18 protein-coding genes and 3 pseudogenes are annotated in these 22,487 nt (G+C 52.8%); 3 read left to right on the top strand and 18 right to left on the bottom strand.

The window, feature by feature from the left end; all coding sequences use genetic code 11:
* The first annotated feature begins 335 nt into the window (after positions 1–335).
* Positions 336–1,294 (top strand): annotated as a pseudogene (locus tag I656_RS0116135) (bile acid:sodium symporter family protein).
* 163 nt (positions 1,295–1,457) lie between these two features.
* On the opposite strand, the gene I656_RS04745 reads toward I656_RS0116135, so the two are convergent.
* From I656_RS04745 to I656_RS04785, 10 genes and pseudogenes are all read right to left on the bottom strand, one after another.
* Complete coding sequence (locus I656_RS04745; protein ID WP_015374940.1) at positions 1,458–2,384, bottom strand: endonuclease I family protein; 927 nt, start codon at positions 2,382–2,384, stop codon at positions 1,458–1,460.
* A 63-nt stretch (positions 2,385–2,447) separates the two neighbouring features.
* Positions 2,448–3,954, bottom strand: a pseudogene (locus I656_RS19930) (Na+/H+ antiporter NhaC family protein).
* A gap of 171 nt (positions 3,955–4,125) precedes the next feature.
* Entirely contained in the window at positions 4,126–4,974 is an 849-nt protein-coding gene (locus I656_RS04750) for a metallophosphoesterase (RefSeq protein ID WP_033006112.1), read from the bottom strand.
* A gap of 60 nt (positions 4,975–5,034) precedes the next feature.
* Positions 5,035–5,610 carry a YkoP family protein gene (locus tag I656_RS04755; protein ID WP_033006121.1) on the bottom strand — a complete coding sequence of 192 codons (576 nt, stop codon included), beginning with the start codon at positions 5,608–5,610 and terminating at the stop codon, positions 5,035–5,037.
* A 745-nt stretch (positions 5,611–6,355) separates the two neighbouring features.
* Positions 6,356–7,069 (bottom strand): GntR family transcriptional regulator, encoded by a 714-nt coding sequence (locus I656_RS04760; protein WP_033006105.1) that lies wholly within the window; start codon positions 7,067–7,069, stop codon positions 6,356–6,358.
* 153 nt (positions 7,070–7,222) lie between these two features.
* Positions 7,223–8,635: a glycoside hydrolase family 1 protein gene (locus I656_RS04765; RefSeq protein ID WP_020755839.1), complete on the bottom strand. Its 1,413-nt coding sequence runs from the start codon at positions 8,633–8,635 to the stop codon at positions 7,223–7,225.
* A 26-nt stretch (positions 8,636–8,661) separates the two neighbouring features.
* Positions 8,662–9,981, bottom strand: coding sequence for a PTS cellobiose transporter subunit IIC (gene celB / locus I656_RS04770; RefSeq protein ID WP_020755838.1), 1,320 nt, complete (start codon positions 9,979–9,981; stop codon positions 8,662–8,664).
* Positions 9,982–9,996: 15 nt separating this feature from the next.
* Positions 9,997–10,329, bottom strand: coding sequence for a PTS lactose/cellobiose transporter subunit IIA (locus I656_RS04775; RefSeq protein WP_015374947.1), 333 nt, complete (start codon positions 10,327–10,329; stop codon positions 9,997–9,999).
* A 1-nt stretch (position 10,330) separates the two neighbouring features.
* Complete coding sequence (locus I656_RS04780) at positions 10,331–10,642, bottom strand: PTS sugar transporter subunit IIB (RefSeq protein WP_013145220.1); 312 nt, start codon at positions 10,640–10,642, stop codon at positions 10,331–10,333.
* 431 nt (positions 10,643–11,073) lie between these two features.
* Positions 11,074–11,379 carry a MerR family transcriptional regulator gene (locus tag I656_RS04785; protein WP_015374948.1) on the bottom strand — a complete coding sequence of 102 codons (306 nt, stop codon included), beginning with the start codon at positions 11,377–11,379 and terminating at the stop codon, positions 11,074–11,076.
* A gap of 180 nt (positions 11,380–11,559) precedes the next feature.
* Here I656_RS04785 and I656_RS18095 point away from each other — a divergent pair, with 180 nt between their 5' ends.
* Both I656_RS18095 and I656_RS18725 read left to right on the top strand, forming a co-directional pair.
* Positions 11,560–11,775, top strand: a complete 216-nt coding sequence (locus I656_RS18095; RefSeq protein WP_015374949.1) for a Fur-regulated basic protein FbpA — start codon at positions 11,560–11,562, stop codon at positions 11,773–11,775.
* On the top strand, positions 11,735–11,872 hold the full coding sequence (locus I656_RS18725; RefSeq protein WP_015374950.1) for a hypothetical protein: 138 nt from the start codon (positions 11,735–11,737) through the stop codon (positions 11,870–11,872). The genes I656_RS18095 and I656_RS18725 overlap by 41 nt, the downstream gene beginning before the upstream one ends.
* Positions 11,873–12,096: 224 nt before the next feature.
* On the opposite strand, the gene I656_RS04790 is transcribed toward I656_RS18725, so the two are convergent.
* The 8 genes and pseudogenes from I656_RS04790 to I656_RS04820 form a co-directional block, all read right to left on the bottom strand.
* A complete protein-coding gene (locus tag I656_RS04790) occupies positions 12,097–13,299 on the bottom strand; it encodes a NarK/NasA family nitrate transporter (protein ID WP_033006100.1) in 1,203 nt (400 codons plus the stop codon).
* Positions 13,300–13,498: 199 nt separating this feature from the next.
* Positions 13,499–15,645, bottom strand: a pseudogene (locus I656_RS04795) (molybdopterin oxidoreductase family protein).
* Positions 15,646–15,656: 11 nt separating this feature from the next.
* Complete coding sequence (gene nirD, locus I656_RS0116120; protein WP_033006119.1) at positions 15,657–15,959, bottom strand: nitrite reductase small subunit NirD; 303 nt, start codon at positions 15,957–15,959, stop codon at positions 15,657–15,659.
* Positions 15,960–16,180: 221 nt separating this feature from the next.
* A complete protein-coding gene (nirB, locus tag I656_RS04800; RefSeq protein WP_020755831.1) occupies positions 16,181–18,607 on the bottom strand; it encodes a nitrite reductase large subunit NirB in 2,427 nt (808 codons plus the stop codon).
* A gap of 350 nt (positions 18,608–18,957) precedes the next feature.
* Positions 18,958–19,362 (bottom strand): DnaA N-terminal domain-containing protein, encoded by a 405-nt coding sequence (locus I656_RS04805; protein WP_020755829.1) that lies wholly within the window; start codon positions 19,360–19,362, stop codon positions 18,958–18,960.
* A gap of 18 nt (positions 19,363–19,380) precedes the next feature.
* On the bottom strand, positions 19,381–19,782 hold the full coding sequence (locus I656_RS04810) for a thioesterase family protein (protein ID WP_015374955.1): 402 nt from the start codon (positions 19,780–19,782) through the stop codon (positions 19,381–19,383).
* A 221-nt stretch (positions 19,783–20,003) separates the two neighbouring features.
* A complete protein-coding gene (locus I656_RS04815) occupies positions 20,004–21,191 on the bottom strand; it encodes an iron-containing alcohol dehydrogenase (RefSeq protein ID WP_020755828.1) in 1,188 nt (395 codons plus the stop codon).
* A 75-nt stretch (positions 21,192–21,266) separates the two neighbouring features.
* The gene (locus I656_RS04820) at positions 21,267–22,301 is read right to left on the bottom strand and encodes a nitronate monooxygenase (protein ID WP_020755827.1); all 1,035 of its coding nucleotides are present in this window, start codon (positions 22,299–22,301) and stop codon (positions 21,267–21,269) included.
* Positions 22,302–22,487: the final 186 nt, after the last annotated feature.

The following is a 22,487-nucleotide window of genomic DNA, read 5'->3' as shown; positions in this document are numbered from 1 at the left end:
TAGAACTTTTGACGCTACCTGAAGAAGACGCTGTTTCAGTGCCTCCTGCTCAATGGCCAGACGGACGACGACCGCTGTTTCCCCTTTATGCAAATCAGTCAGCACCATGATCATTTCCCCCTGTTTTTCTATCCGTCTCTCCTGTGGTTCAATAATGATTCTTCTTCTCAATTCCAATCATACCATAAGCAAAGAAGAAAGGAGTGACTTTTTTCACAATCATTCCTCATTGTCATCATTTCTTCAAAATTCGCCACCTCATCAGTTGAATTTTTCTGAAAAGTGTATATAATCTTTTGTATATCTTTCCCATCTTTGCTCAAGGAGGAAGCTCAATGAACACACTAGGAAAAATCAGCAACTTTGTCGGCAACACCTTTGCCATCTGGGTGCTTCTGTTTGGAGCGCTCGCCTTTTTCGCTCCCAGCGCATTTACGTGGATCGCTCCGTATATCGTGCCGCTTCTAGGCATCGTGATGTTTGGCATGGGATTGACGCTGTCAGCGAACGATTTTAAAGAGGTGTTCAAGCGTCCGCTTGATGTGTTGATCGGCGTCGTTGCCCAGTTTCTGATCATGCCGCTTGTCGCGTTTTTGCTCGCTTACTTTCTGCCGGTTTCACGTGAGGTGGCGCTTGGCATTATTTTAGTCGGCTGCTGCCCGGGCGGGACGGCGTCCAACGTCATGACGTATTTGGCGAAAGGGGATACGCGCTGTCGGTCGCCGTCACTTCTGTTTCGACGATTTTAGCGCCGATTTTGACGCCGTCGCTCATTTTGCTTTTAGCGGGAAAATGGCTGTCGGTGTCCGCTGCCGCCTTGTTTTGGTCGATCGTTAAAGTCGTGCTGATTCCGATTGTTTTAGGGCTCATCGCCCAGGCGCTGTTCCAAAAGCAAGTAAAAGCGTGCATCCCGGCGCTGCCGCTCGTTTCGGTCATCGCCATTGTTGCCATCGTCGCCGCCGTCGTCGGGCAAAACCAAGCGGCCATTGCCAAAAGCGGGCTTCTTATTTTTCTGATTGTAGTCGCTCACAACGGATTGGGCTTGCTGCTTGGGTATTGGTTTGCCAAACTGTTTCGCCTGTCGCCGCCAAAACAAAAGGCGATTTCCATTGAAGTGGGCATGCAAAACTCTGGGCTTGGTGCGGCTTTAGCGACCGCCCATTTTTCGCCGCTCGCCGCCGTTCCAAGCGCTATTTTCAGCGTCTGGCACAATATTTCCGGCCCGATTGTCGCAACGTACTTCCGCAAACAAGCAGACCGCCACGCGGCGGACGAACAAACCATTTCCGCTTGATCTCTTTCACACTTTGTCTAGCAGCAAGGCAAAAAGCTGTCCCCGAAAGACGGTCGTTTATTTCGGGAGACAGCTTTTTTGCCATCACTCTTGTTTCTCCACTTCCAAGCGATTCAGATGCGCTTTGGAAACAAAAAAGCCGATATTCGCCTTCAATCTCATTTCACAGCGCCCCCTCAAACGGAAACACCATCCTTCCCGCTAGTTCCGGGAAATCAATGAACGGATTGCGGTTGCCTTGGATGAAGAAAATCGCGCTGTTGCGATGATGCTCATACACCGTTGGCGGAAATTGTTCGTGCCAACGGACAAGGAGCGGAATATCGATTTTGCGCCGGAATGATTTCGCGATCGCCTTCGGGTAGCGAAGCAGAAAGTAAAGCATCGCCCTTGCCGCCGTCCCTTTGCCGTATTCCGGCTCGAAATAGCCGTTATGGACGACGCCGCAGCGGTTTTGGATTTGCTCGTCGGGATCTTCCGGATTGTAAAACGGGAAATCCGCGTACGGAAAATTCGACCGCATCGTATTGCACTCCGGCTGGCAAACGAATAAATGATGCAAATCGCCTTTCATCGGTTCGCGGGCGCCAAACCACGACTGCGGGACAACATGTTCCGCATTGAATTTCCATTGCTGCTCGATCGTGTTCACCCGCTCGTGCACATCGCCCCATCCATTTTTCGTCCTTCTCAACAGTTGACGAAACTCTTCATAACGCCGCTTCATCGTTTCCACATCTTGAACGATCAGTGTTCGTGGATCTTTCCGCTCGCCGGAATACAAGCTGCGCACCGTTCCGTCCGGGTGCAAGTCGACCCATGTGTACAAATACTCATCCTTGCTGAAAAAATACGGCAGCCGCCGCTTATGGGTGTGCGCCGCCAGTTCATGATAGCGGACAAACAACATCAATCCGTCCCCTTCAAGCGGCAGATGGCGGTAATACCGTTCGCGCGCCCTCTCATCTTCTGCGGCCCGATAATACGCATCCTCCACCGCGAGCCGCTCATTCAGCTGCTCGAGCCGTTCTTTCGGATCTTCCTCCCGCCATTGGCCGAGCTCCTCAAGCCGCCGTTCCGCCTCTCCCATCAGCGTTCCCCTTTCTTTTTTCTTTTAGTGTATCACGGAAGGCGAAAGAGGGCGATAACGGCGTTAATGCAAAAGAAACGATGTCGCGCCGAACAAAACGGCGGCGATGCCGGCGGCGATCAACGACGGAATCAGCTTCGTTCGCGCGTATTCCATCACCGGCAAATCCAAAATGGTGCAAAGCGTCACCGTATTGTCGCTAAGCGGCGACGCAAACGCCCCGAACGTCCCGCTCGCAAACACCGCGCCGATGACCGGCAAAATGTTCGTTCCCGACTGGCTCGCTAGCGTTACGCCAAGCGGCATCAACATCCCCCACGTCCCCCACGACGAGCCGATGAAATAGGAAATGACAGCGCCAAGCAAAAACAAAATCGGGGCGACGAAAAACGGCGGAATCCATTCTTTGACATGGCCCGTAATGTATTGCGAAAACCCTAAATCCTCCGCCACAGCCGACAGCGCCCAAATGAGCGCCAGCATTAAAATGACGGAAATCAGCTCATTGCCGCCTTTGACAAAATGCGTCAACAAATCGTTCAATTTAAATCGCTGCCAAAGGAAGAAAGCAACTGTAATGATGACGGTAAACAACAGCGCCTCCAACATCGCGCCGAGCGCATCGCTTTGCAAAAACGCCTGCCAAAACGTTCTTGCCCCCCGGCGGCCGTCCCACCAGCTTAAAAACAACGTCAAGACAAGCACGATCGAAAGCGGAACGATCAAATTCCACGGCTTGACCGGCGTTTCTTTTTGGTAGGCGCGCGGGCATGTCTGCATCGCGTCCCCTTCTTCCCCTTGCGCTTCATTGGGTTCATGGTCAGCCGGCCGCTGTTCTTCCGCCATTTCGAGCGCCAACCGCTCGTTCCAGCTCCGAATCGGCGCCTCTTTCCGCTTTTCGCTTACTGCTGCTTGTTTTTGGCGCGAATAGACAAAAAAAACTGTAGTAGAGCCCGACGGCAATAATGGCATACGAGAAAAAGTTAAACGGAATGCTTCGGACGTACACGATGTACGGCTCCGCGCCGATGCCGGCCGTATCAAGCGCCTTATCGATGACCGACACCATATAGCCGACAAACGCGGTGGCAATTGGGATGAGCGCGACAACCGGGTTGGATGTCACCTCAATGGCAAAGCCGATTTGCTGGGACGACAGCCCGAGCCGTTTGCGCAGCGCCTTCATGATCGGCGCGACGGTGACGATGCGAAAATCGGGGTCGCTAAACGTCACCATCGTCGAAATCCACGTCAGCAGCATAGCGGTTTTGGCCGATTTCACTTTTTGGCTGACGAGATGGACAAATCCTTTGATTCCGCCGGTGTATTTGATCATGCTCACAAGACCGGCGAACACATACAAGAAAATGATGATGCGAATGTTGTTCGTCTGCATTAAGTTGTCAACAACGTAATGAAGCATCGTCCGCAACCCGCCAAGCAAGGACGGGGTCATCAAATAACTGCCAACCAACAGCCCGACAAACAGCCCGGGGATGACTTGCTTCGTCCAAATCGAAATCGGGATGACAACTAAAAATGGCAAGAGAGCTTTCCACGACGGTTCCATTGGCCATTCACTCCTTTCTTTAAAAAGTATGGCGATGGTTTCCCTTGTCTATGCAAACTGTCATTGATTTTCCCCCAACAACGGGGAGACGAGTCTACACAAAAAGCGCGCCGCATGGTGGCACGCGCAAGCGAAACCGCTTTCCTACCTAAAAAAATAAAAAGCTGCCAATTAGACAGCTTTCACCGCTTCTCTTCGGGACGGCAGCGCCAACAAGTGGAGCGTCACTTCCGGCTTCGAGCCGATCCGGATGTTCACCCCGGTTTGCCCAAGCCCTTCGTTGATATAAAACGGTTTTCCCTCCCATTCATGATAACCTTTGATCATGTTCCGCTCGGTGAGCGTTTTGCTCATTTTCGCCAAATGGTACGGCTTTGGCCAATGAATTTGTCCGCCGTGGAAATGGCCGGACAACAAGTAGTCAAAATGATAGTCTTTCATATGCGGCACGATGTCCGGATCGTGCGTCAACACAAGGTTGATGCCGTCTTTCACGCCCGCATACGCCTTTTCGATGTCGCTGCGCCCCGTGTAAAAGTCATCGATGCCGATGATATTGACGGTTTGACCGTTGACGGTGATCGTTTTCGTCTCGTTTTGCAAGACGACGCAGCCGTGCGCCTCAAGCGTCGCTTTCAAGCGCGCAAACGGTTCGCCTTGCAGCACGTAATCGTGGTTGCCAAACACCGCATACATGCCGTACGTCGGTTTCAATGCATTCAGCGCGGCCAAATACGGACCGAGCTTGGCGATGCTTTCCTCACGGTCCAAAAAGTCGCCCGTCAACGCGATCAAATCGATCGCTTCCTCTTTCAGCTTTTCGTATAAATCGTCCGGGGTGATCGACAGTTTTTCAAGATGCAAATCCGATAGCTGCAAAATCCGAAGGGCTCCATCTCCATCCTCTGAACGACCGACTTGGACTTTATGCAAAACCGCTTCATACGTATTGCGGTGGGCTTTGCGAATGACAAAAGCAAGCAATGACAAGATTGCAAGAAAAACAAAAAAGAATGTCATCGTCTTCTCTCCTCCCTCGATACCCATTATAGTGAAATGGAGGAGAGAAGAAAGAGGGAGTTAGTGGATGAGATGGCAGCCGTACAACGAAAACAATTTTCCCTTTGACATCACCAAATATTTCGGCGGACGGACAAGCGGCATGAGACGGTGTTGGGCCACTGTCATCATCGGCCAATGGGATGCCATTTTAAACCAACGGTAAAATGAATTGCCAATGTTAATGACATCAAATCCGAGTCTCTCACAACCTTTGTTTAACATCGTCACGCCGATAATCCCTTTTATGCTGGCGGACTGTTCGTGATGGTAAAGATAATGGGCAACATACGGCAAACTGGCCTTCACTTGTTCGAAAATATAACGTCCTTTTTGAATATCGCTTCGATACTGCATCAGTTCGCGAAGCAGACGAACATTATGAAGGTGAATTTTCAACAGCCAGTCATTGGCCGCAATCGTCGTTCCGTCCGAAAGGTGAATGGTTTCACCCTTGTATCGAAGCAAACGGACGCGAAAAATGGAACGACAGCCGTTCTCTTTCCCACCAGCATATTCAAGGCGGGAACATGCATAATAGAGTGGATCCATCAGTCCCCATACAGACAACAGCCACTGCGTCGCTTTGCTTCTCATTGGCGGCATCCTTCCCCTGCTCGTTCTATCCATTTACATTATGGAATCGATCGAGCGGCATTATAAATGGAGAAAAAAGGAGAAAAGATCGCTGCATGACCAGTCGGGAGACGCGCGTACTGAAGTCACATCTCTGTTTCCTCGCCCTAATCGAACACTTCCCCTGTACAAGCAGTTTTTAGCCGCCGTTCCGAATGAATCAAGCACCACAGCTGTTTCGATCAAACAAAAGATGTGTCAGAAAGCGCCTTGTGCCCTAGAAGGCCGGTGAAAAACGGCTGCCACGAGCAAATCAGCGGCATTTCACCAAAAAAAGAAGGCTGATTTCGCAAGGCTTCTCTAATTGAGAAAAAGATGGAATAGCGGCATTTTGTACTAAATCACCGGCCCTCTAGAGGACTGGTGAAAAACGACCGATTTCGCCGAACCCGTTGCTTTCGGCTGAAAGAGAAGCGTTGATGTTACAGGACTTCTCCATTTGAGAAGAGATTCCGTTTTCTGCGACTTTTCACTAAATCACCAGCTTTCTAGAAGGGTGGTGATTTCATGCAAAAGGCGGATCATTCCAACCCTATTTCAATTGGAGAAACATTGTCAGATCTGCTCTTCTTTCTGATCAACTACCACCCGAATTAAATAAAAAGATTGGTTGTCACCAACCTTTTATGAAGAAAGACAGAAAGAGCCCCCCCTGAACGGCACCAAAATGCGCCTGCCTTCCCCGGATCGCGAAAGCAGGCGTCATTTAGCGGCGGGTGCTTACCGTGACGAATACGAATTTGTCATACCGATGGCGGGAAAACGAGTATTCAAACGGCTCCCCGTTGTTCAAAAAACCAACCTGCTCCAATTCCAGCACTGGATCGTCGGGCGCGCACTGCAAGTACTGGCGATCAAGCTCATTCGGTTTATCTGCGCGGATTTTCCGGTGCGACCCTGCAATCGTTAAGCCGAGCTCGTGAGTGATGTAACGATAAATCGAGCCATGAAGCACCGTTTCATTGAGCCCCGGGATCAAATGGACGGGCATATACGTCCGTTCAATGACGTACGGCTCCCCATCAACATTGCGCAGCCGAATCAAGTGGTACACCGGTGTGTTCGTGTCAATGCACAAATGGGCGGCTACTTCATCGGATGGAAACAATACTTCGAACGTAATGATTTGGCTTGTCACCTTTCGCCCTTTCAATAAACTCGTCAAGCCAAGTGTTTCGTTGCTGACGACATTCACCAATCCGTCAAGCATGGCGGATTTTACAATAAACGTGCCATGACCGCGCTTTCGATACAACAGCCCTTCGGATACGAGCACATCAAGCGCCCGCTTTACCGTCATCCGGCTGCAGCCAAACTCCTCGGCGAGCGAGATTTCGTCTGGAATCGGCGCGTCTAGGGAATACACTCCCTCTTTAATTCGTCTGCGGATCTCATTCGAAATTTGCTCATATTTCGGCATCGTTTTCATCCCTTGTCATTATCCTATTTTCATTGTACGAACAATCATCTGTTTGCACAATACTCAATGCGGCTTTCTCCTTCACCGATTTCGCCGTCCTGGTTTCCCGACCGACAAAAAGCGCCCCGCTGTCCGGGACGCCTTTTCTTTCACTTAAAACCCATTGTTTTCCGCCACTGTTTTCAACCAGTAGCCGCTCTTTTTAATCGTCCGTTTCAAATGATTGTCCAGGTCAACAGCGACCAATCCGTACCGATTTTTGTAGGCATTCGTCCACGACCAGTTGTCCATAAATGTCCAAAGGTGGTATCCTTTCACATTGACCCCTTCTTCAATCGCGCGATGCACCCATTTTAAATGCCCGCGGATGAATTCAATCCGGTAGTCGTCATGAATCATGCCGCTTTCATCACGGAACCGTTCTTCTCCTTCAACGCCCATGCCATTTTCGGAAATAAAGCACTCAATGTTTCCATAGTTTTCCTTAATATTGATTAAAATATCATAAATGCCTTTTTCATAAATTTCCCACCCGCGATACGGATTCATCTTCCGCCCAGGCATGGCATAATAATCGAAAAACCGTTCAGGCAAAAACGGAGCGTCCGGGTTGGGCAGATGTTCTTTCGCCTTCACACGTCGCGGTTGATAGTAGTTGATCCCAAGCAAATCGATCGTATTTTCTTTGATGAGTTCGCGGTCACCGACTTCCGTCACCGGCAAAAAACGGTGTTCAGCCAACAGCTCGATTAAATCTTGCGGGTATTCTCCTTTTACCGCAGGATCTAAAAAACTGCGGTTAAACAACAAATCAGCGATATGCGCTGCTTTCACATCAGCCGGATGTTGGCTGCGCGGATAAGACGGCGTTAAATTCAAAATAATGCCGATCTTTCCACCCTGTATCGCCGCCCTGCGGAAGGCGGCAACCGCTTTGGCATGGGCGATCATCGTATGGTAAGCCACCTGCACGGCGCGGCGGAAGTCAACTACATTCGGATAGTGGAAATCGTACAAATACCCGCCTTCTACAGGGACAATGGGTTCATTGTGCGTAAACCATGTTTTCACCCGATCGCCAAACAGTTGAAAGCAAAGGCTGGCATAGCGGGCATAAGCATCGATAACCTCGCGATTTTCCCATCCGCCAATGTTTTGCATCACCAGCGGCATATCAAAATGGTACAAATTCACAAACGGTTCAATCCCATTCGCCAGCAATTCATCGATGACCGCATTGTAAAACCGCACCGCCTCCGAGTTGACCTCACCAACCCCATCCGGAATCAAGCGCGACCATGAAATGGAAAACCGGAATGAATTATGGCCGATCTCCTTCATTAACGCAATATCTTCTTTGTAACGATGATAAAAATCGGATGTCACTTCTGGGCCGACGCCTTGAAAAAAGCGATGAGGCTCTTGCTCATACCAATGATCCCAAATGTTCTTTCCTTTTCCGCCTTCGTTTGCCGCTCCTTCGATTTGCGTCGCGGATGTCGCACTCCCCCACCAAAATCCGGCAGGGAAACGATATGTGATTGGTTGCTTCGATTGTTGTTCCATCGCGATTCACCTCATTTGCTGTATCGTTATGATGCACTTTTCGCAGCGTCTTGCCCCTCTTCCCGCTCTTTTTGCAAGTTCATCCGGTCAATGAACTTTAAGAATGGAAACCAAATGACAAGCACAATCAGGAAATTGACCACTTGCAGCAATCCGCCGGCCAGCGAGTTCGTCGCCATAATGCCGTTGATGAAAATCGGCACCGTCCATGGCACCGCTACGCCGTTAGGCGGGGGTACAAGGCCTGAGGACATCGCCAAATAGGTCACCAACGTGACGACCATCGGCGCCAAAATCCACGGGACGATGACGAGCGGATTCATCACGACCGGCAAACCGAAAATAATCGGTTCATTGACGTTAAAGATTCCGGGTCCGAGCCCGAGCTTCGCCACCTGCTTCATTTGCTTGCTCTTCATAAAGAGCAAGATGGCGAAAATGACAGCGAGCGTCATTCCCGTTCCGCCCATGCCGACCGTGTAAATTTCAATAAACTGTTTGCTGACGACATGCGGAACTTCCCCCGTTTTTGTATACGCATTTAAGTTTTCGAGCGACAGTGTGTTCCAAATCGGATCCATCACCGAGTTAATGATGATTTGCCCGTGCAGCCCGAAAAACCACAAAATTTGCGTGACAAAAATCGCGATCATCGTTGCAATAATGCCGCTTCCCAGCCCGACAAGCGGTGCTTGCACTGCATTGTAAATGACATCATGCATGTTTGTCTTAAAAATTTGTGTTACAATGATATTGACAACGAGGAAGAAGGTCAGGGTGACCACCGCCGGAATCAACGCCGCAAACGACTTCGCAACCGCCGGCGGCACCCCGGCCGGCATTTTGATTGTAATATTTTTTTGTACAACCTTCCGGTAAATTTCACCAGCAGTAAATGCGGTAATCATGCCAAGAAACATCCCTTTCGCTCCTAGGCGGTCGAGCGGGATGACTCCTTGCACAGCCTCTTTCCCCTCAACCTGCAAAACGAATGGCGTCAACAAGAGAAAAGAAGCTAACGCGATCGCACCGCCAAAAACCCCTTCGACTTCATAACTTTTCGATAAATAGTAGCCGATGCCGAATACAACGAAAATCGTCATCACGCCCATCGTTGCATTTGGAGCAACGCCGAGCATCTCCTTGAGTGTATTGAGGCTGTTTTCACTCATCACCTTGTCCAAAAACGGCAAGTTAGCGATGACGACCGCGATTGAACCGAAAATCGTCAACGGAAACGCCAACATAAATGCATCGCGCAACACTTGTAAATAACGGCTATTGTTCAACTTTCCCGCGATCGGAACGAGAATTTTGCTTAGTTTTTCGAATAATGCTTGGTTCATGCCGCCATCCTCCCTTCACACGTTTCGTTCCTTCAACAGTGCGAGCATTTCTTTTACAATCTCTTTCATCGCCAGCGTTGACATGACATGGTCTTCCGCATGCATGAGAAGCAATGTAATATTGGGTTGCTCGCCGCCAGCTTCTTTTTGAATAAGTTGAAAATGAACATCATGAGCTATGCTTAAGTCTTGCTCTGCTTCTTGGATCAGCCGTTCCGCATCTCCGACTCGTCCTGTCCGGTATTCACGGATGGCTTGGACGATTTTGCTGCGGGCATTACCGCTATGCAAAATCAGCTGGAAAGCGACTTGTTCATTGGTGAGTTGATTGACATCGATTTTTTCCATCTTACTTGTCCCCCATCAATTTTAATGCCTGCTCATACACTTTTTTGCCATCCGCCATCCCATAAGCCACCATGTCAATGACATCGACTGGAATGCCATATTTTTGCGCTTCTTTTTGCAATTCCCCTTTCAAAAAGCTCATTTGTGGACCAATAAGGACGACATCAGCTTTGGCCATCTCTTTTTTCGCCTGATCTTGGCCGACCGCCCAAATCTCTGCCTCCTCACCGACGGATTTGGCATACTCCTGCATTTTCGTCACTAGCAAGCTTGTCGACATTCCAGAACTGCACGCCAATAAAATCCGTTTCATGGTTCATTCCTCCTCTTTGCATTGAGTAAAACAAATGATATCGTTTTCAATTTAAATTATATACATTTATATTTATTTGTCTAGTCATTTAATAAAAAAGATTAATATTTTTAAACCAACCTTTTGATCCTGCAACAAAAAAAGCGCGCACGAATCTCTGTGCGCGCCAAGCAACTATGCTCTTATTATTGGACAAACGCCGCTGTGTTTACATCCTGTTGGCACACGGCCAGGCGGTTTTCCGCATGCTCTGCTTCCAAGCAGGGATGCATCCAAAATTCGAATCTGTCCGAACCCCTAGAGGCTGGTGATTTAGTACAAAAAGTTGCTGATCCCAGACGTTTTTCAATTAGAGAAACCTTGCGAGGCCATCTTTCTTTTTTGGCGAAATGCCGCTGATTTGCGCGTGACAGCCATTTTTCACCTGCCTTCTAGGAACGCATCCGAAAATGCGCATTCATTTGCCCTTTCAACATCCGCTCGCGCAGCTCTTTCGTCATTTCCTGACGGATTTCCCACGTCGATACCCCTTCCTCGCGCTGATTGGCGATTTTCATCAACTGCTCCACATCGGCGAACGAATATTTGCGAATTCCTTTGGAACGGTCAGGGAACACCAGCTTCCGTTCCTCGTAATAACGAATTTGCCGCTGCGACAGCCCGGTCAGTTCGCTGACGACACCGATCGAAATGACTTTTTTGTATTTGTAGTGATCTTCTTGCGGATGAGCTGTCATACTCCTCACCTCAATTCGTTATATTTTCTAACGTAATTATACAAAAAATGATGTTAGCCCGCTAACTTTTGTAAATAAAATTAACATATTTTTTAAATTTCCTGTAAATGAGCTTAACACATTTGCTGTATGCTGAAGAAAAAGATGATATGGTAAAGGTAAAAACAGGGAGGGAATCGAATGGGGACATGGATGAGAAGCGCCGTGCGGAAGAAAAAGCAGTTTTACATCGAACGACTGATGCAGTTCGGCTTAGCCGCCGACCGCGAGCGTCTCGAAGAGTGGACAATGGCCGAACTGCGCCGCGAATATGAACGATTCCACCCCGCCCAGACGATCGAAGGAGGACGCCGCCATGGACAAACAAGCCCTCGAACTGGCCAAGCGCATCATTGAACTTGACCTCGAGCGCGATGCGATGTTTGAACAGCTGATCGCCCTCATCGGCAATCAAGCGGATGAGCTGCTTCGATTTTTGCAAAATCGATTATAAAACGATCATGCGAAAGTGCCCTGAATTTCTTCACGGGCACCTTTTTTCACCCTCATTCTTCAACAGAAATCCTTCCGAAATCAGCGCCAAGGCTGGAAAAACTTAAGAAACGCCGCGAACCCCCCTCTTTGTCAACCTAAAGAAAGGACTGTGTTCCACCAGTTTTTTCGTTCAATCAAACGATTTCCTTTGAAAGTTTGCAGCGTCTCTTTGGGTTACCCTATTCATTCTGCTGCTTTTTGAGAGAACGATTCGACCGCAACCGTAGTTCCTTGAAGGCGGCGAGCAGCCATTACCGCGGCCATGAAAACGAAGACCAGCATCCAAAACCCATACGCCGAAGAACCGGTCCACTGCTTCATCACCCCGAGCACGTTCGGCAGCAAAAACCCTCCCAGTCCGCCAGCGGCGCCAATGATGCCCGTCAACAAGCCAACCTCTTTCGGAAACCACGTCGGAACAACTTGGAACAACGCACCGTTCGCCGCGCCAAAACAAAGGAAAAGAGCAACCATCAATCCGAACAGGACGAAAAGAGACGGCAATGTACCGATGCAAGCCAGCAACAAAGTCCCAGCGGCAAACAACAAGGAAAGAAGCCGCATTCCCCCGATCCGGTCGGCGATATAGCCGCCAATCGGCCGGATGAAACTGCCCGCAAACACGACGGCGGTGACGAAATCGCCGGCCGTGACTTTGCTGACGCCGTATTCATCAAAGAAGAAAATGCCCAAGTAACCCGTCAGCCCGACAAATCCGCCGAATGACAAGCTGTAGAAGAAACAAAACAGCCATGCTTCTTTTCGCTGGAGGACTGCTCGGTATTCACGCAAGGAAATGGGCTTCACCGCTGTTGGACATTCACGCGCCAGCCAAGCGAACAAAAGGAAGACGACAACAAGCGGTACGAGCGCCAACCCGAACACCGCGTTCCAACCATACATCTCCGCCAGGCGCGGACCAAACAGCGTCGCCAGCACCGTCCCGCTGTTGCCGGCCCCGGCGATCCCCATGGCCAGCCCTTGATACTCTTTCGGATACCAGCGGCTCGCGAGCGGCAAGGCAACAGCGAAGCTGGCTCCGCCCACCCCTAATAAAAATCCGAGCGCATACACATCCGTCATCTGATCTGCAAACCGCCAGCCCCACACAAGCGGCATAGCCGTCACCGCCATGCCAAGCAGACCGGCCCGCTTCCCGCCCCAGCGGTCTGCCAAAAGCCCCATCGGAATGCGAAGCAGCGCCCCGCCCAACACCGGAATGGCGACCATCAGCCCTTTTTCCGCCGGTGTGAGCGCAAACTGTTCAGCGACAAACACCCCGAGCGCACCAAGCAAGTTCCAAATCATGAAACTAATATCAAAATAGAGAAACGACGACAATAGCGTCGGCGCATGCCCGACGCGCCAAAACGATTTTCTCGCCATCTTCCCCCAACTCCCCCTTGGCACAGAATGTTCGTTATGCTAAAATGGAAATGAAAGCGATTTCTCCACCTACTTCCCGCCGTATTGCCGGGAAGTTTTTTTTCTTATGGCGCGTCTCGGTCCGCGCGCCCCGCTGGGGATGATTCCCCGCCGCGGACGGAAAAGAGAGCGCTTTTTCCGGCGAAATGAACCACACAAGTCAATTTCTCCCTAAATCGACCACTGGCCGCACCCGAGCTGCGCACCGCTTAAACGCCGGCATGCGGCAATGCGGATCGAGCTCATCGGATGTGACGTTGTTGATTTGCCCAAGGCCGCTCCAGTGAACGGGACAAAAATCGTATCCTCGCGAATTTGGTCATTGTATCGGCTGCGGACGACCGCCGCACCGCGGCGCGTTTCAATGCGCACAAGCATCCCTGGGCCGATCCCGTATCGTTTGGCCGTCCTCGGGTGGATTTCCACGACCGCCTCCGGCTGCCGCGCCGAAAGCGCCGGGCTCCGCCGCGTTTGCGTTCCGCTCAAATAATGAGCAAGCACCCGTCCGGTCGTTAAATAAAGCGGATACCATTCATCCGTCTCCTCTTTCTCCGGCCGAAACGGCAAAACCGCAAACCGAGCCTTGCCGTCCGGATGAGCAAACCGTTCCGTAAACAACCGAGGAGTCCCAGGATGATGCGCATCGGGGCAAGGCCAGTAGACACGTTCGCGCCGAAGCCGCTCATACGTCACACCGTAATAATCTGCTTTGCCGCCGCGGCTCGCCAACCGCAGTTCATTGAAAATCTCTTCGGCTGACGTGAAAGGAAAGAAGCGGCCTTTGCCAAGCTTGCAAGCGATATCACACAAAATTTCCCAATCGTGCTTCACCTCTCCCAGCCGTTTTCGCGCCGCCGGCCGAAAGCACACCCGCCCTTCGACGTTCGTCACCGTGCCTTCGTCTTCCAAATACGACGAAACAGGCAGCACGAGATCGGCCAGCTCGGCTGTTTCGGACAAAAACATATCCGCAACGACAAGAAACTTCAGTTTTTGCATCGCTTTGGCCACAAACGCCGCATTCGGGCTCGAGACGACGGGGTTCGACCCCATGACCAACAGCCCGGTGATCTCGCCCGCATCGATCTTTTGCATCATTTCATACGCTGACACCCCCTTTCGCGGCAGCTCATCCGGCGCAACGCCCCATACGCTTGCGATATACCGCCGGTGTTGCGGATGCTCAATGCTTCGGTAGCCCGGCAGCTGATCGGCTTTTTGTCCATGCTCGCGCCCGCCCTGCCCGTTCCCTTGTCCGGTGATCGAGCCAAACCCAGAGCCAGGACGGCCGATGTTTCCGGTTGCCAGCACGACGTTGATCCACTGTCTGACCGCCGCATAGCCGTCCGTCTGCTGCTCCAAGCCGCGCGCCGTGAGCACGATCGCATCGGCCGCCTCCCCGTACTTTCGCGCCGCCAAGCGAATCTTCTCTTCCGGCACGTCAGTCAGCCGGACGATCTCATCCATCTCCACTGCTTCTATGTGCTGTTTCCATTCGGCAAACCCAACCGTCCGCTCGCGCACAAACGCTTCATCGATATATCCTTCGTCAAGCAGCACTTTCCCGATGCCGACGGCCAGCGCCGCATCCGTTCCGGGCTTGAGCGGCAGGTGCAGATCCGCCAACGCCGCCGTTTTCGTTTCCCGCGGATCCACCACGATGATAAAAGCGCCGTTCTTCTTCGCTTCGTAAACATACGGCATCAACGTCGGCTGGCATTCGGCGACATTGGTCCCAGCCAAAATGATCGTCTGGGCGAGTGGAATGTCGGAGAGCGGATTCGTCAACCCGCGGTCAAGACCAAACGCGTCGTTCATCGCGGCCGCGGCCGCCGACATGCAAAAACGGCCGTTGTAGTCGATGTGCCGCGTCTTGAGCGCCACGCGGGCAAATTTCCCGAGCAAATACGCCTCCTCGTTCGTCAAGGATCCGCCGCCGTAAACAGCAAACGCATCGACTCCATCTTCCTTCTGAATGGAGATGATTCGTTCCGCGATCAGCGAAAGCGCCTCCTCCCAACGGACCCGCACAAACCGGCCGTCCACTTTCGCAAGCGGAACCAACAGCCGCTCGGGATGCAAAGCGTGCTGGTGGGCGTTCATCCCCTTTAAACAAAGGCGGCCGTTGGACGTCGGGTTGTCGGTCGGGACCGCCTTGTAGCGGCGCCGCTCTACAATCCGCTCCTCCACCAGCTGAAGCGTGCACTGGACGCTGCAAAACGGACATTGCGTCGCGGCAGCCGTTTCTGACGCCCGTTCTTTTTCCTTGGCGCGAAAGTAGCGCAGCAATTCGTTCGTCATCGCCATTCCCCCGCTTCCTACAGCTCGACATATACCAAGCCGTCTTTCACCGCCGCGCGGTACGTTTTGACACACCCTTCATCCGGCGCCTGTGCCTGACCGTCTCTTAAGCAAATTTTCCAATCATGAAGCGGACAAAACACATACTCGCCGCTGACAATGCCTTGCGACAGATCACCTCCTCTATGCGGACAGCGGTTTTCAACGGCAAATACTTGATCGTCACCCGTCCGGAACAACGCCAGCTCACGATTCCCGACCCGCACGCATTTTCCGAGCCGCTTCGGCAGCTGTTCCAATGTTCCCACTTCCACCTTCATCCTCTCTTCGTCCTCCCCCTGCATCGATGTCTGATCCTGTTTGGCCATTCCTTTACAAACTTTCATGAACAACAACGTAAAATCGTCGTTTCGCAAACGAAAACCTCGTTTCCGGCTGGACGATGGCCATCATTTCCCTCTCTTCGTTCCAGCATTGATCCTAACCCATGATCAATCCAGGCGGCGGAACATCAACTTTTTCCGCCCGCCGTCATCCCCCTTCATTCCACCGGCACCGGCTCTTTGTCGCCGATATCGCGGAACAACAGTTGCTGCAGTCTCTCGTTTTCGACGATGTCCCGCCACGGATCTGTTGTCGCGGAAAGAGCTTTGTGAAGCCGCTCAAGCAGCGCGCGGCGCGTTTCCACATCGAACAACACTTCGCGGATATGCTCGAGCCCGACGCGCTCCACCCATTTGGACGTCCGTTCCAAATAATGCGCGGACTCGCGGTAATATTGCAAAAAAGCACCGGTCATCTCGATCACCTCGTCTTCCGTCTTGACCGTGCAAAGCAAGTCAGCTGCACGCAAATGGGTGCCGCCGTTGCCGCCGACATAAATCTCCCATCCGCCCTCGACGCCGACGACGCCGACATCTTTAATGCCCGATTCCGCACAGTTGCGCGGGCAGGCGGAGACGGCCATTTTCACTTTATGCGGCGTTTTCAGCCGCTCAAATGTTTGTTCCATCCGAATGCCAAGCCCGGTCGAATCTTGCGTGCCAAAGCGGCAAAACTGCTTGCCGACGCACGTTTTCACCGTCCGAAGCGCCTTGGCGTAGGCGTAGCCTGACGGCATGCCGAGATCGGCCCAAATGCGCGGCAAATCTTCTTTTTTCACCCCAAGCAAGTCAATGCGCTGCCCGCCGGTGATCTTAATCATCGGCACGTTGTATTTTTCCGCGACATCAGCGATGTTCCGCAGCTGTTCGGCTGTCGTCACCCCGCCATATATGCGCGGCACAACGGAGTACGTGCCGTCGGCCTGGATGTTGGCGTGCAGCCGCTCATTGACAAACAAGGATTCCGCTTCTTCATCGTACTCGCCCGGATACAACATGCCCAGGTAATAATTGAGCGCCGGACGGCATTTGGAACAGCCTTCCTCGTTTTTCCATCCCAATACACTCATCACTTCTTTGACCGTCATCAGCCGTTTTTCTTTGATCGATGCAATCACTTCCTCACGGCTTAGGTCCGTGCAGCCGCAGATCGTTTCTTTCACCGCATACCGGTTCGCTTCTTCACCAAGCATATGCTCAAGCAGCTCGGCGACAAGCCCTTTGCATCCGCCGCACGAGCGAGACGCGTTCGTATAGTCGCGCACCTCGGCGACCGTCTTAAGCCCGTGTTCGGCAATCGCCTGACAAATCGCGCCTTTTGTCACCCCGTTGCAGCCGCAAACCACATCGGTGTCGGCCATCGCCGCCGCAAGGCTTCCCTTCCCGCCTAAAGCGGCTTGGGCAAACAGCGACAGCGAGAGCGCCTCAACCGAATCGCCGCGCTGGATCATATCGAACAGCTTTCGACCTTCGCTCGTATCGCCAAACAGCACCGCCCCAACGATTTTCCCTTGGCGAACGACGACTTTCTTGTACACCGAGCGTGCTTCGTCATACAGTTTGATCGACTCCGTCCCTTCGCCATCCATAAATTCACCAGCCGAGAACACGTCGACACCGGACACTTTCAGCTGAGTCGCAACGACCGATCCTTCATACGGCTTTCCTTTTCGGCCGCAAATCGCCTCTGCCAGCACTTTCCCCTGCTCATAAAGCGGAGCGACGAGCCCATACACAACACCGCGATGTTCCGCGCATTCACCGACCGCGTAAATGTGCGGCACGCTCGTTTCCAAGTAGTCATTGACAACGATTCCTCGATTCACTTCAATGCCGCTTCTCCGCGCTAAATCAACATTCGGACGAATGCCGACCGCCATCACCACCAAGTCGGCGGCAATGGACGTACCGTCCTTAAACCGCACTCCCTCCACACGGCCGTTACCGAACAATTCGGCCGTCTCCTTGCGAAGCAAAACGTTCATCCCTTGTTTCTCCAGCTCCCGCTGCAGCAGCTTGGAAGCGGTCGGATCAAGCTGGCGTTCCATCAAATAGTCGAAAATATGGATGACATCGACATCCATTCCTAAGTGAAGCAGGCCGCGCGCCGCCTCCAAGCCAAGCAAGCCGCCGCCAATGACCGCCGCTTTTTTGTACGTCTTCGCATATTCGATCATCCGCTCGCAATCTTGGATATCGCGAAACGCCGTCACCCCGGGCAAATCCGCCCCCGGCACCGGCAAGATAAACGGATTCGACCCTGTCGCGAAAATCAATTCATCGTATTCGACTACCCGCCCACGGTCGGTCCGGACAAGCCGCCGCTTGATGTCGACTTCCGTCACCGTTTCGCCGGCAAACAGCCGAATGCCGTTTCGTTCGTACCATTCCCAACTGTTCAACGTAATGTCATCAAGGCGCGTATCTCCTTGCAGCACCTTCGACAACAAAATGCGGTTATAATTCGGATGCGGTTCGCTGCCAAAAATCGTGATCTCAAACGCCTCGCGGTCAAGTTTTAAAATCTCCTCGATGCAGCGAACCCCTGCCATGCCGTTGCCGATTAACACGAGTTTTCGTCTCACGTCGCCATCCCTCCATCTTCGTTACCTTGTTTATCGTCATCGATGCAGCCAAAGCCAAATCGTCATCACCAACAGCTCCCATAATCCGACCGTTCTTGTTCGCATCACCCTCACAATTTCCCCTTTGCCTTGGCTGTGCCCATCATATCACGTCAAACATGAAGCATGCATTTTTTATGTGAGATTATATAACGCGATTTTAACAAAAAACATGAATAATCGCATGAAAAATCAGAGTAATATACGTATTTGTTGGATTTATGTAACTTTTTACGACATAAAAAAGCGGCCTTCCGCCTGATGGAGCGGAGGCCGCTTCTTGTTTGGAGGGTGCTTCATTAGGGGGATGATCAGTGAATCGGACGGGATTCCAACAGTTCATCGATGATGCGCGCGTAGTGGTCAATGCGCCGCTCCAGCTCCTCCATCTGCCGCTCAAGGCGGGTGATGTATTGACGGAAGGTCATCGGAGCGCCGTATCGCTGTTCGAGCCGTTCTTCGATTTTCTGCCGCTCGCCGTGGACAGAAACGAAGATGCGCATCTCGCGGCCGAACACTTCGCGGACGGTTTCACTGATGAGTTCGCCGTATCTTGTTTGCAGCCATTCACATTGAATGTCGTTGAGGCATTCGATGATGAGCCAATCGTCATCCACCGTCGCCGACGTCGAGGCAAACCACGTGTCAAACGACGGGCCGGGCAGCTTTTGCGCAAGCTTCGTTTTCACTTGCTCCCAAAGATGATGCTCCTTCACGCACTCACCCCCTTTCGTCTACTCGCCTGGCTGCCATACATGTTCGCGCAATTTCGCCCGAATGTCATCCGGAATCGGCTCGGGCCGCCGGGTGTCAAAATTGAAATTGACATACACCGCCCGCCCTTTGGCGCACACCACCCCGTTTTGGTGGATTTCTTCATAAATCGTGAGGCTTGTGTTGCCGATGCGTTCAATGCCGGTATACACGGTCACATCTTGCCCATAATACATTTGGTTGACATAATCGACTTCCATACGGATGATCACCATCCGCCAACGTTTGAATGACAAATCAGGCGTAAACAGCTTGAAAATTTCATGCCGCCCCGCTTCAAACCAAACGGGCACGGTCGTATTGTTAATATGGCCGACGCCGTCCGTCTCCGACACACGCGGCGTAATGACAGTCGTAAACATAAACGCTCTCCCTTCACAAGAACTGGAATCGTCTTTTGTCGAATTTAGGGGACTTATGTATATGAGTTCGCTCCACGATGTGGAAATTCCTGCTTCACCATCAAGAAAACGTGAAAAACGTCACCCCTTGAGCGGAAGGGGATCCAACCTGAGGAGCGAGACCCTATTTCCAACAGCCAAAGAAAAAACAGGAGCCTGAAGCAGCCCCTGTTTTTGTGTTCTCACTGGTTGTTCGGTTCCACGATCGCCCCGGCAAACGCCGCTTGGTAAATCGCGCGGATGTCGGCTTCCAAAAGCGGCATCGGACTGCGGGCGAGCAGCCGTTTTTGCTGGACGGCGTCCTTCGTCAGACTTTCTAATGCGCTTTCCGGAATGCCAAAACCGCCGAGCGTCTTCGGAATGCCGACATCGGCGACGAGGCGCTCGAGCTCCTCGACGCAGCGGCGCGACGCCTCCTCCTCTGATAAAAAGCTTGAGTTGCCGCCAAGGGCGTTTAACATGTCCGCCATTCGTTTCGTGCAGCTTTGGCGGATGTAGCCCATCACATACGGCAAGAGCACGGCGTTCGATTCGCCATGGGCGATATGAAACTGCCCGCCAAGCGGATACGCGAGCGCATGCACGCCCGCCACCCCGGCGTTGAAAAACGCCAAGCCAGCCAGGTAGCTGCCGTTCGCCATATCGATGCGCGCCTGTTTGTCCGCTCCATGTTCCACCGCCTTGCGCAATGAGCGGGAAATGAGACGCATCGCCTGAAGCGCCAAGCCGTCCGACGTCAGGCTCGCGTTGACCGACACGTACGCCTCGACCGCATGGGTGAGCGCATCGATCCCAGTCGCCGCCGTCACCCGCGGCGGGACGGAAACCGTAAGCTGCGGGTCGACGATCGCCACATCGGCCAGCAAGTAGTCATGCGTCACGACATCTTTCGTCGTTTCCAACGACAAGACGGAGATGTTCGTCACCTCCGACCCGGTGCCTGATGTCGTCGGAATCAATATTTTCGGCAATCCTTTTTTCTCAAGCGTTCTCGTTCCCGTCAAGTTTAAATACTCGGCGACCGAACCTTCATGCACGGCCAACACAGCGGCCAGCTTCGCCAAATCCATCGCGCTGCCGCCGCCGACCCCGATGACGAGATCAAACTCTCCGCCGCGGGCAAACGCCACCGCCTTTTCCCCCGTTTCAAGCGGCGGCTCCGGCACAACATCCGTATACACATGCACGCTGCATCCTGCTTGCCGGAGCGGGGACGTCACTTGCTCGACGAGGCCAATTTTTTCAAGCGCTGGATCGGTGATCACCAACACGTGTGTGCCCCCAAGCCTTTTCACTTCCGGAACTAACTGCGTAAGCGCCCCCCAGCCGACATAGCTGAGCGGTGGAAAGACGATGCGGGATGCGGTCATGGTTTTCTCTCCCCCTTATTCAACATTTTTTCGGAAGAATGAACGCGTTTTCTTTCCATCCGCATAACCAAACTCCTATGCTCGCCAAGCTTCCTCGAGCTCCCGCTTCAGCTCTTCGACAAGCTCCGCCGCCGGAAGCTCCCGCGCCAACCGATATCCCGTCCCGGCCCAAAGCGACATTCCTTCCGGATCGCCCGCCTTGGCGGATGCGGCGCGCAGCGGCTTCGTCATATGGTGCACATGCGGATACGCCGCCGGCGCCAAGGCGCGATACTCCGCCATAAACCGGTTCACAAGCCCGCGCGCCGGCCGGCCGGTAAACGCCCTCGTCACGGCCGTCTCCACAAACCGCGGATCGGCAAGCGCCTGTTTATGAAGCGGGTGCGCCCCGCTTTCCGGGCAGCGCAAAAACGCCGTCCCGAGCTGCACCGCGCTCGCCCCGGCTTTAAGAGCCGCCGCAATGCCGCGCCCATCCATGATCCCGCCCGCCGCCGCGAGCGGAACCCGGACCGCCGCCCGCACTCGGGCCAGCAGCGGAAACAACTCAAGCGCCTCATCCTGTTCCGGATCGTTGCCAAACGACGCCCGATGCCCGCCCGCTTCCTCCCCTTGCACACAAAGCGCATTCGCCCCAGCTTCGGCTGCCATTTCAGCTTCCTCCACCGCCGTGACCGTCACGATCACAAACGATCCCGCCTTTTGCAAGGCAGCGATCACTTCTTTGTCCGGGCAACCAAATGTAAAGCTCACAACCGGCACTCGCTCCTGAAGAAGCACATCAAGCTTCGCCGCCCAGTCGTCGTCCTCCCATTTCGGCTCGCCGACTGACGCCCCAAACCGCTCCGCCTCCGCCGCCAGTGCTACACGGTACCGTTCGACCGCCTCCTCATCCACTGTTTTGTCCCCCGGCACAAACACATTTACCCCAAACGGCCGATCCGTCAACGTCCGCAGCTCGTGAATTTCCTTCCTCATGGCCTCCGCTGTCTTGTACCCGCCGGCCAAAAACCCAAGCCCTCCGGCGTTCGACACCGCCGCGGCCAGTTCAGGCGTCGACACCCCGCCTGCCATCGGCGCTTGAATGATCGGGATGGGAAGTGTAGAGAACATGTGTATCTCCCTTCTTTCAGCTAAAACCGTTTTGCCCCTCTCCTATTTTTTTTCGCGCTTTGTGCAGGGATTTCCTGCCCCTTGGCAAACGAATCTTTGCGTCTGACGATGCCAGCAGCTACCCGGCCAGCATAGTCCGTTTCACACCTCAAATACTATTATCAAAAAACAGATGTTATCCGCGGT

The sequence above is a fragment of the Geobacillus sp. WSUCF1 genome, assembly GCF_000422025.1.
Lineage (GTDB): Bacteria > Bacillota > Bacilli > Bacillales > Anoxybacillaceae > Geobacillus > Geobacillus zalihae.
Note: the sequence above shows the minus strand (reverse complement) of the source record. Positions and strands in the feature narration are given on the sequence as shown.

Excerpts from the sequence above, each read along its gene's own strand:
- I656_RS04815 (WP_020755828.1), bottom strand. The coding sequence starts at position 21,191 with ATGACCGCATCCCGCATCGTCTTTCCACCGCTCAGCTATGTCGGCTGG.
- I656_RS04780 (WP_013145220.1), bottom strand. The coding sequence starts at position 10,642 with ATGAAACGGATTTTATTGGCGTGCAGTTCTGGAATGTCGACAAGCTTG.
- I656_RS04785 (WP_015374948.1), bottom strand. The coding sequence starts at position 11,379 with ATGACAGCTCATCCGCAAGAAGATCACTACAAATACAAAAAAGTCATT.
- I656_RS18725 (WP_015374950.1), top strand. The coding sequence starts at position 11,735 with ATGGACAAACAAGCCCTCGAACTGGCCAAGCGCATCATTGAACTTGAC.
- nirD (WP_033006119.1), bottom strand. The coding sequence starts at position 15,959 with ATGAAGGTGGAAGTGGGAACATTGGAACAGCTGCCGAAGCGGCTCGGA.
- I656_RS18095 (WP_015374949.1), top strand. The coding sequence starts at position 11,560 with ATGGGGACATGGATGAGAAGCGCCGTGCGGAAGAAAAAGCAGTTTTAC.
- I656_RS04765 (WP_020755839.1), bottom strand. The coding sequence starts at position 8,635 with ATGGAACAACAATCGAAGCAACCAATCACATATCGTTTCCCTGCCGGA.
- I656_RS04760 (WP_033006105.1), bottom strand. The coding sequence starts at position 7,069 with ATGCCGAAATATGAGCAAATTTCGAATGAGATCCGCAGACGAATTAAA.
- I656_RS04790 (WP_033006100.1), bottom strand. The coding sequence starts at position 13,299 with ATGGCGAGAAAATCGTTTTGGCGCGTCGGGCATGCGCCGACGCTATTG.
- I656_RS04750 (WP_033006112.1), bottom strand. The coding sequence starts at position 4,974 with ATGACATTCTTTTTTGTTTTTCTTGCAATCTTGTCATTGCTTGCTTTT.
- I656_RS04745 (WP_015374940.1), bottom strand. The coding sequence starts at position 2,384 with ATGGGAGAGGCGGAACGGCGGCTTGAGGAGCTCGGCCAATGGCGGGAG.
- I656_RS04755 (WP_033006121.1), bottom strand. The coding sequence starts at position 5,610 with ATGAGAAGCAAAGCGACGCAGTGGCTGTTGTCTGTATGGGGACTGATG.
- I656_RS04775 (WP_015374947.1), bottom strand. The coding sequence starts at position 10,329 with ATGGAAAAAATCGATGTCAATCAACTCACCAATGAACAAGTCGCTTTC.
- celB (WP_020755838.1), bottom strand. The coding sequence starts at position 9,981 with ATGAACCAAGCATTATTCGAAAAACTAAGCAAAATTCTCGTTCCGATC.
- I656_RS04820 (WP_020755827.1), bottom strand. The coding sequence starts at position 22,301 with ATGTTCTCTACACTTCCCATCCCGATCATTCAAGCGCCGATGGCAGGC.
- I656_RS04810 (WP_015374955.1), bottom strand. The coding sequence starts at position 19,782 with ATGTTTACGACTGTCATTACGCCGCGTGTGTCGGAGACGGACGGCGTC.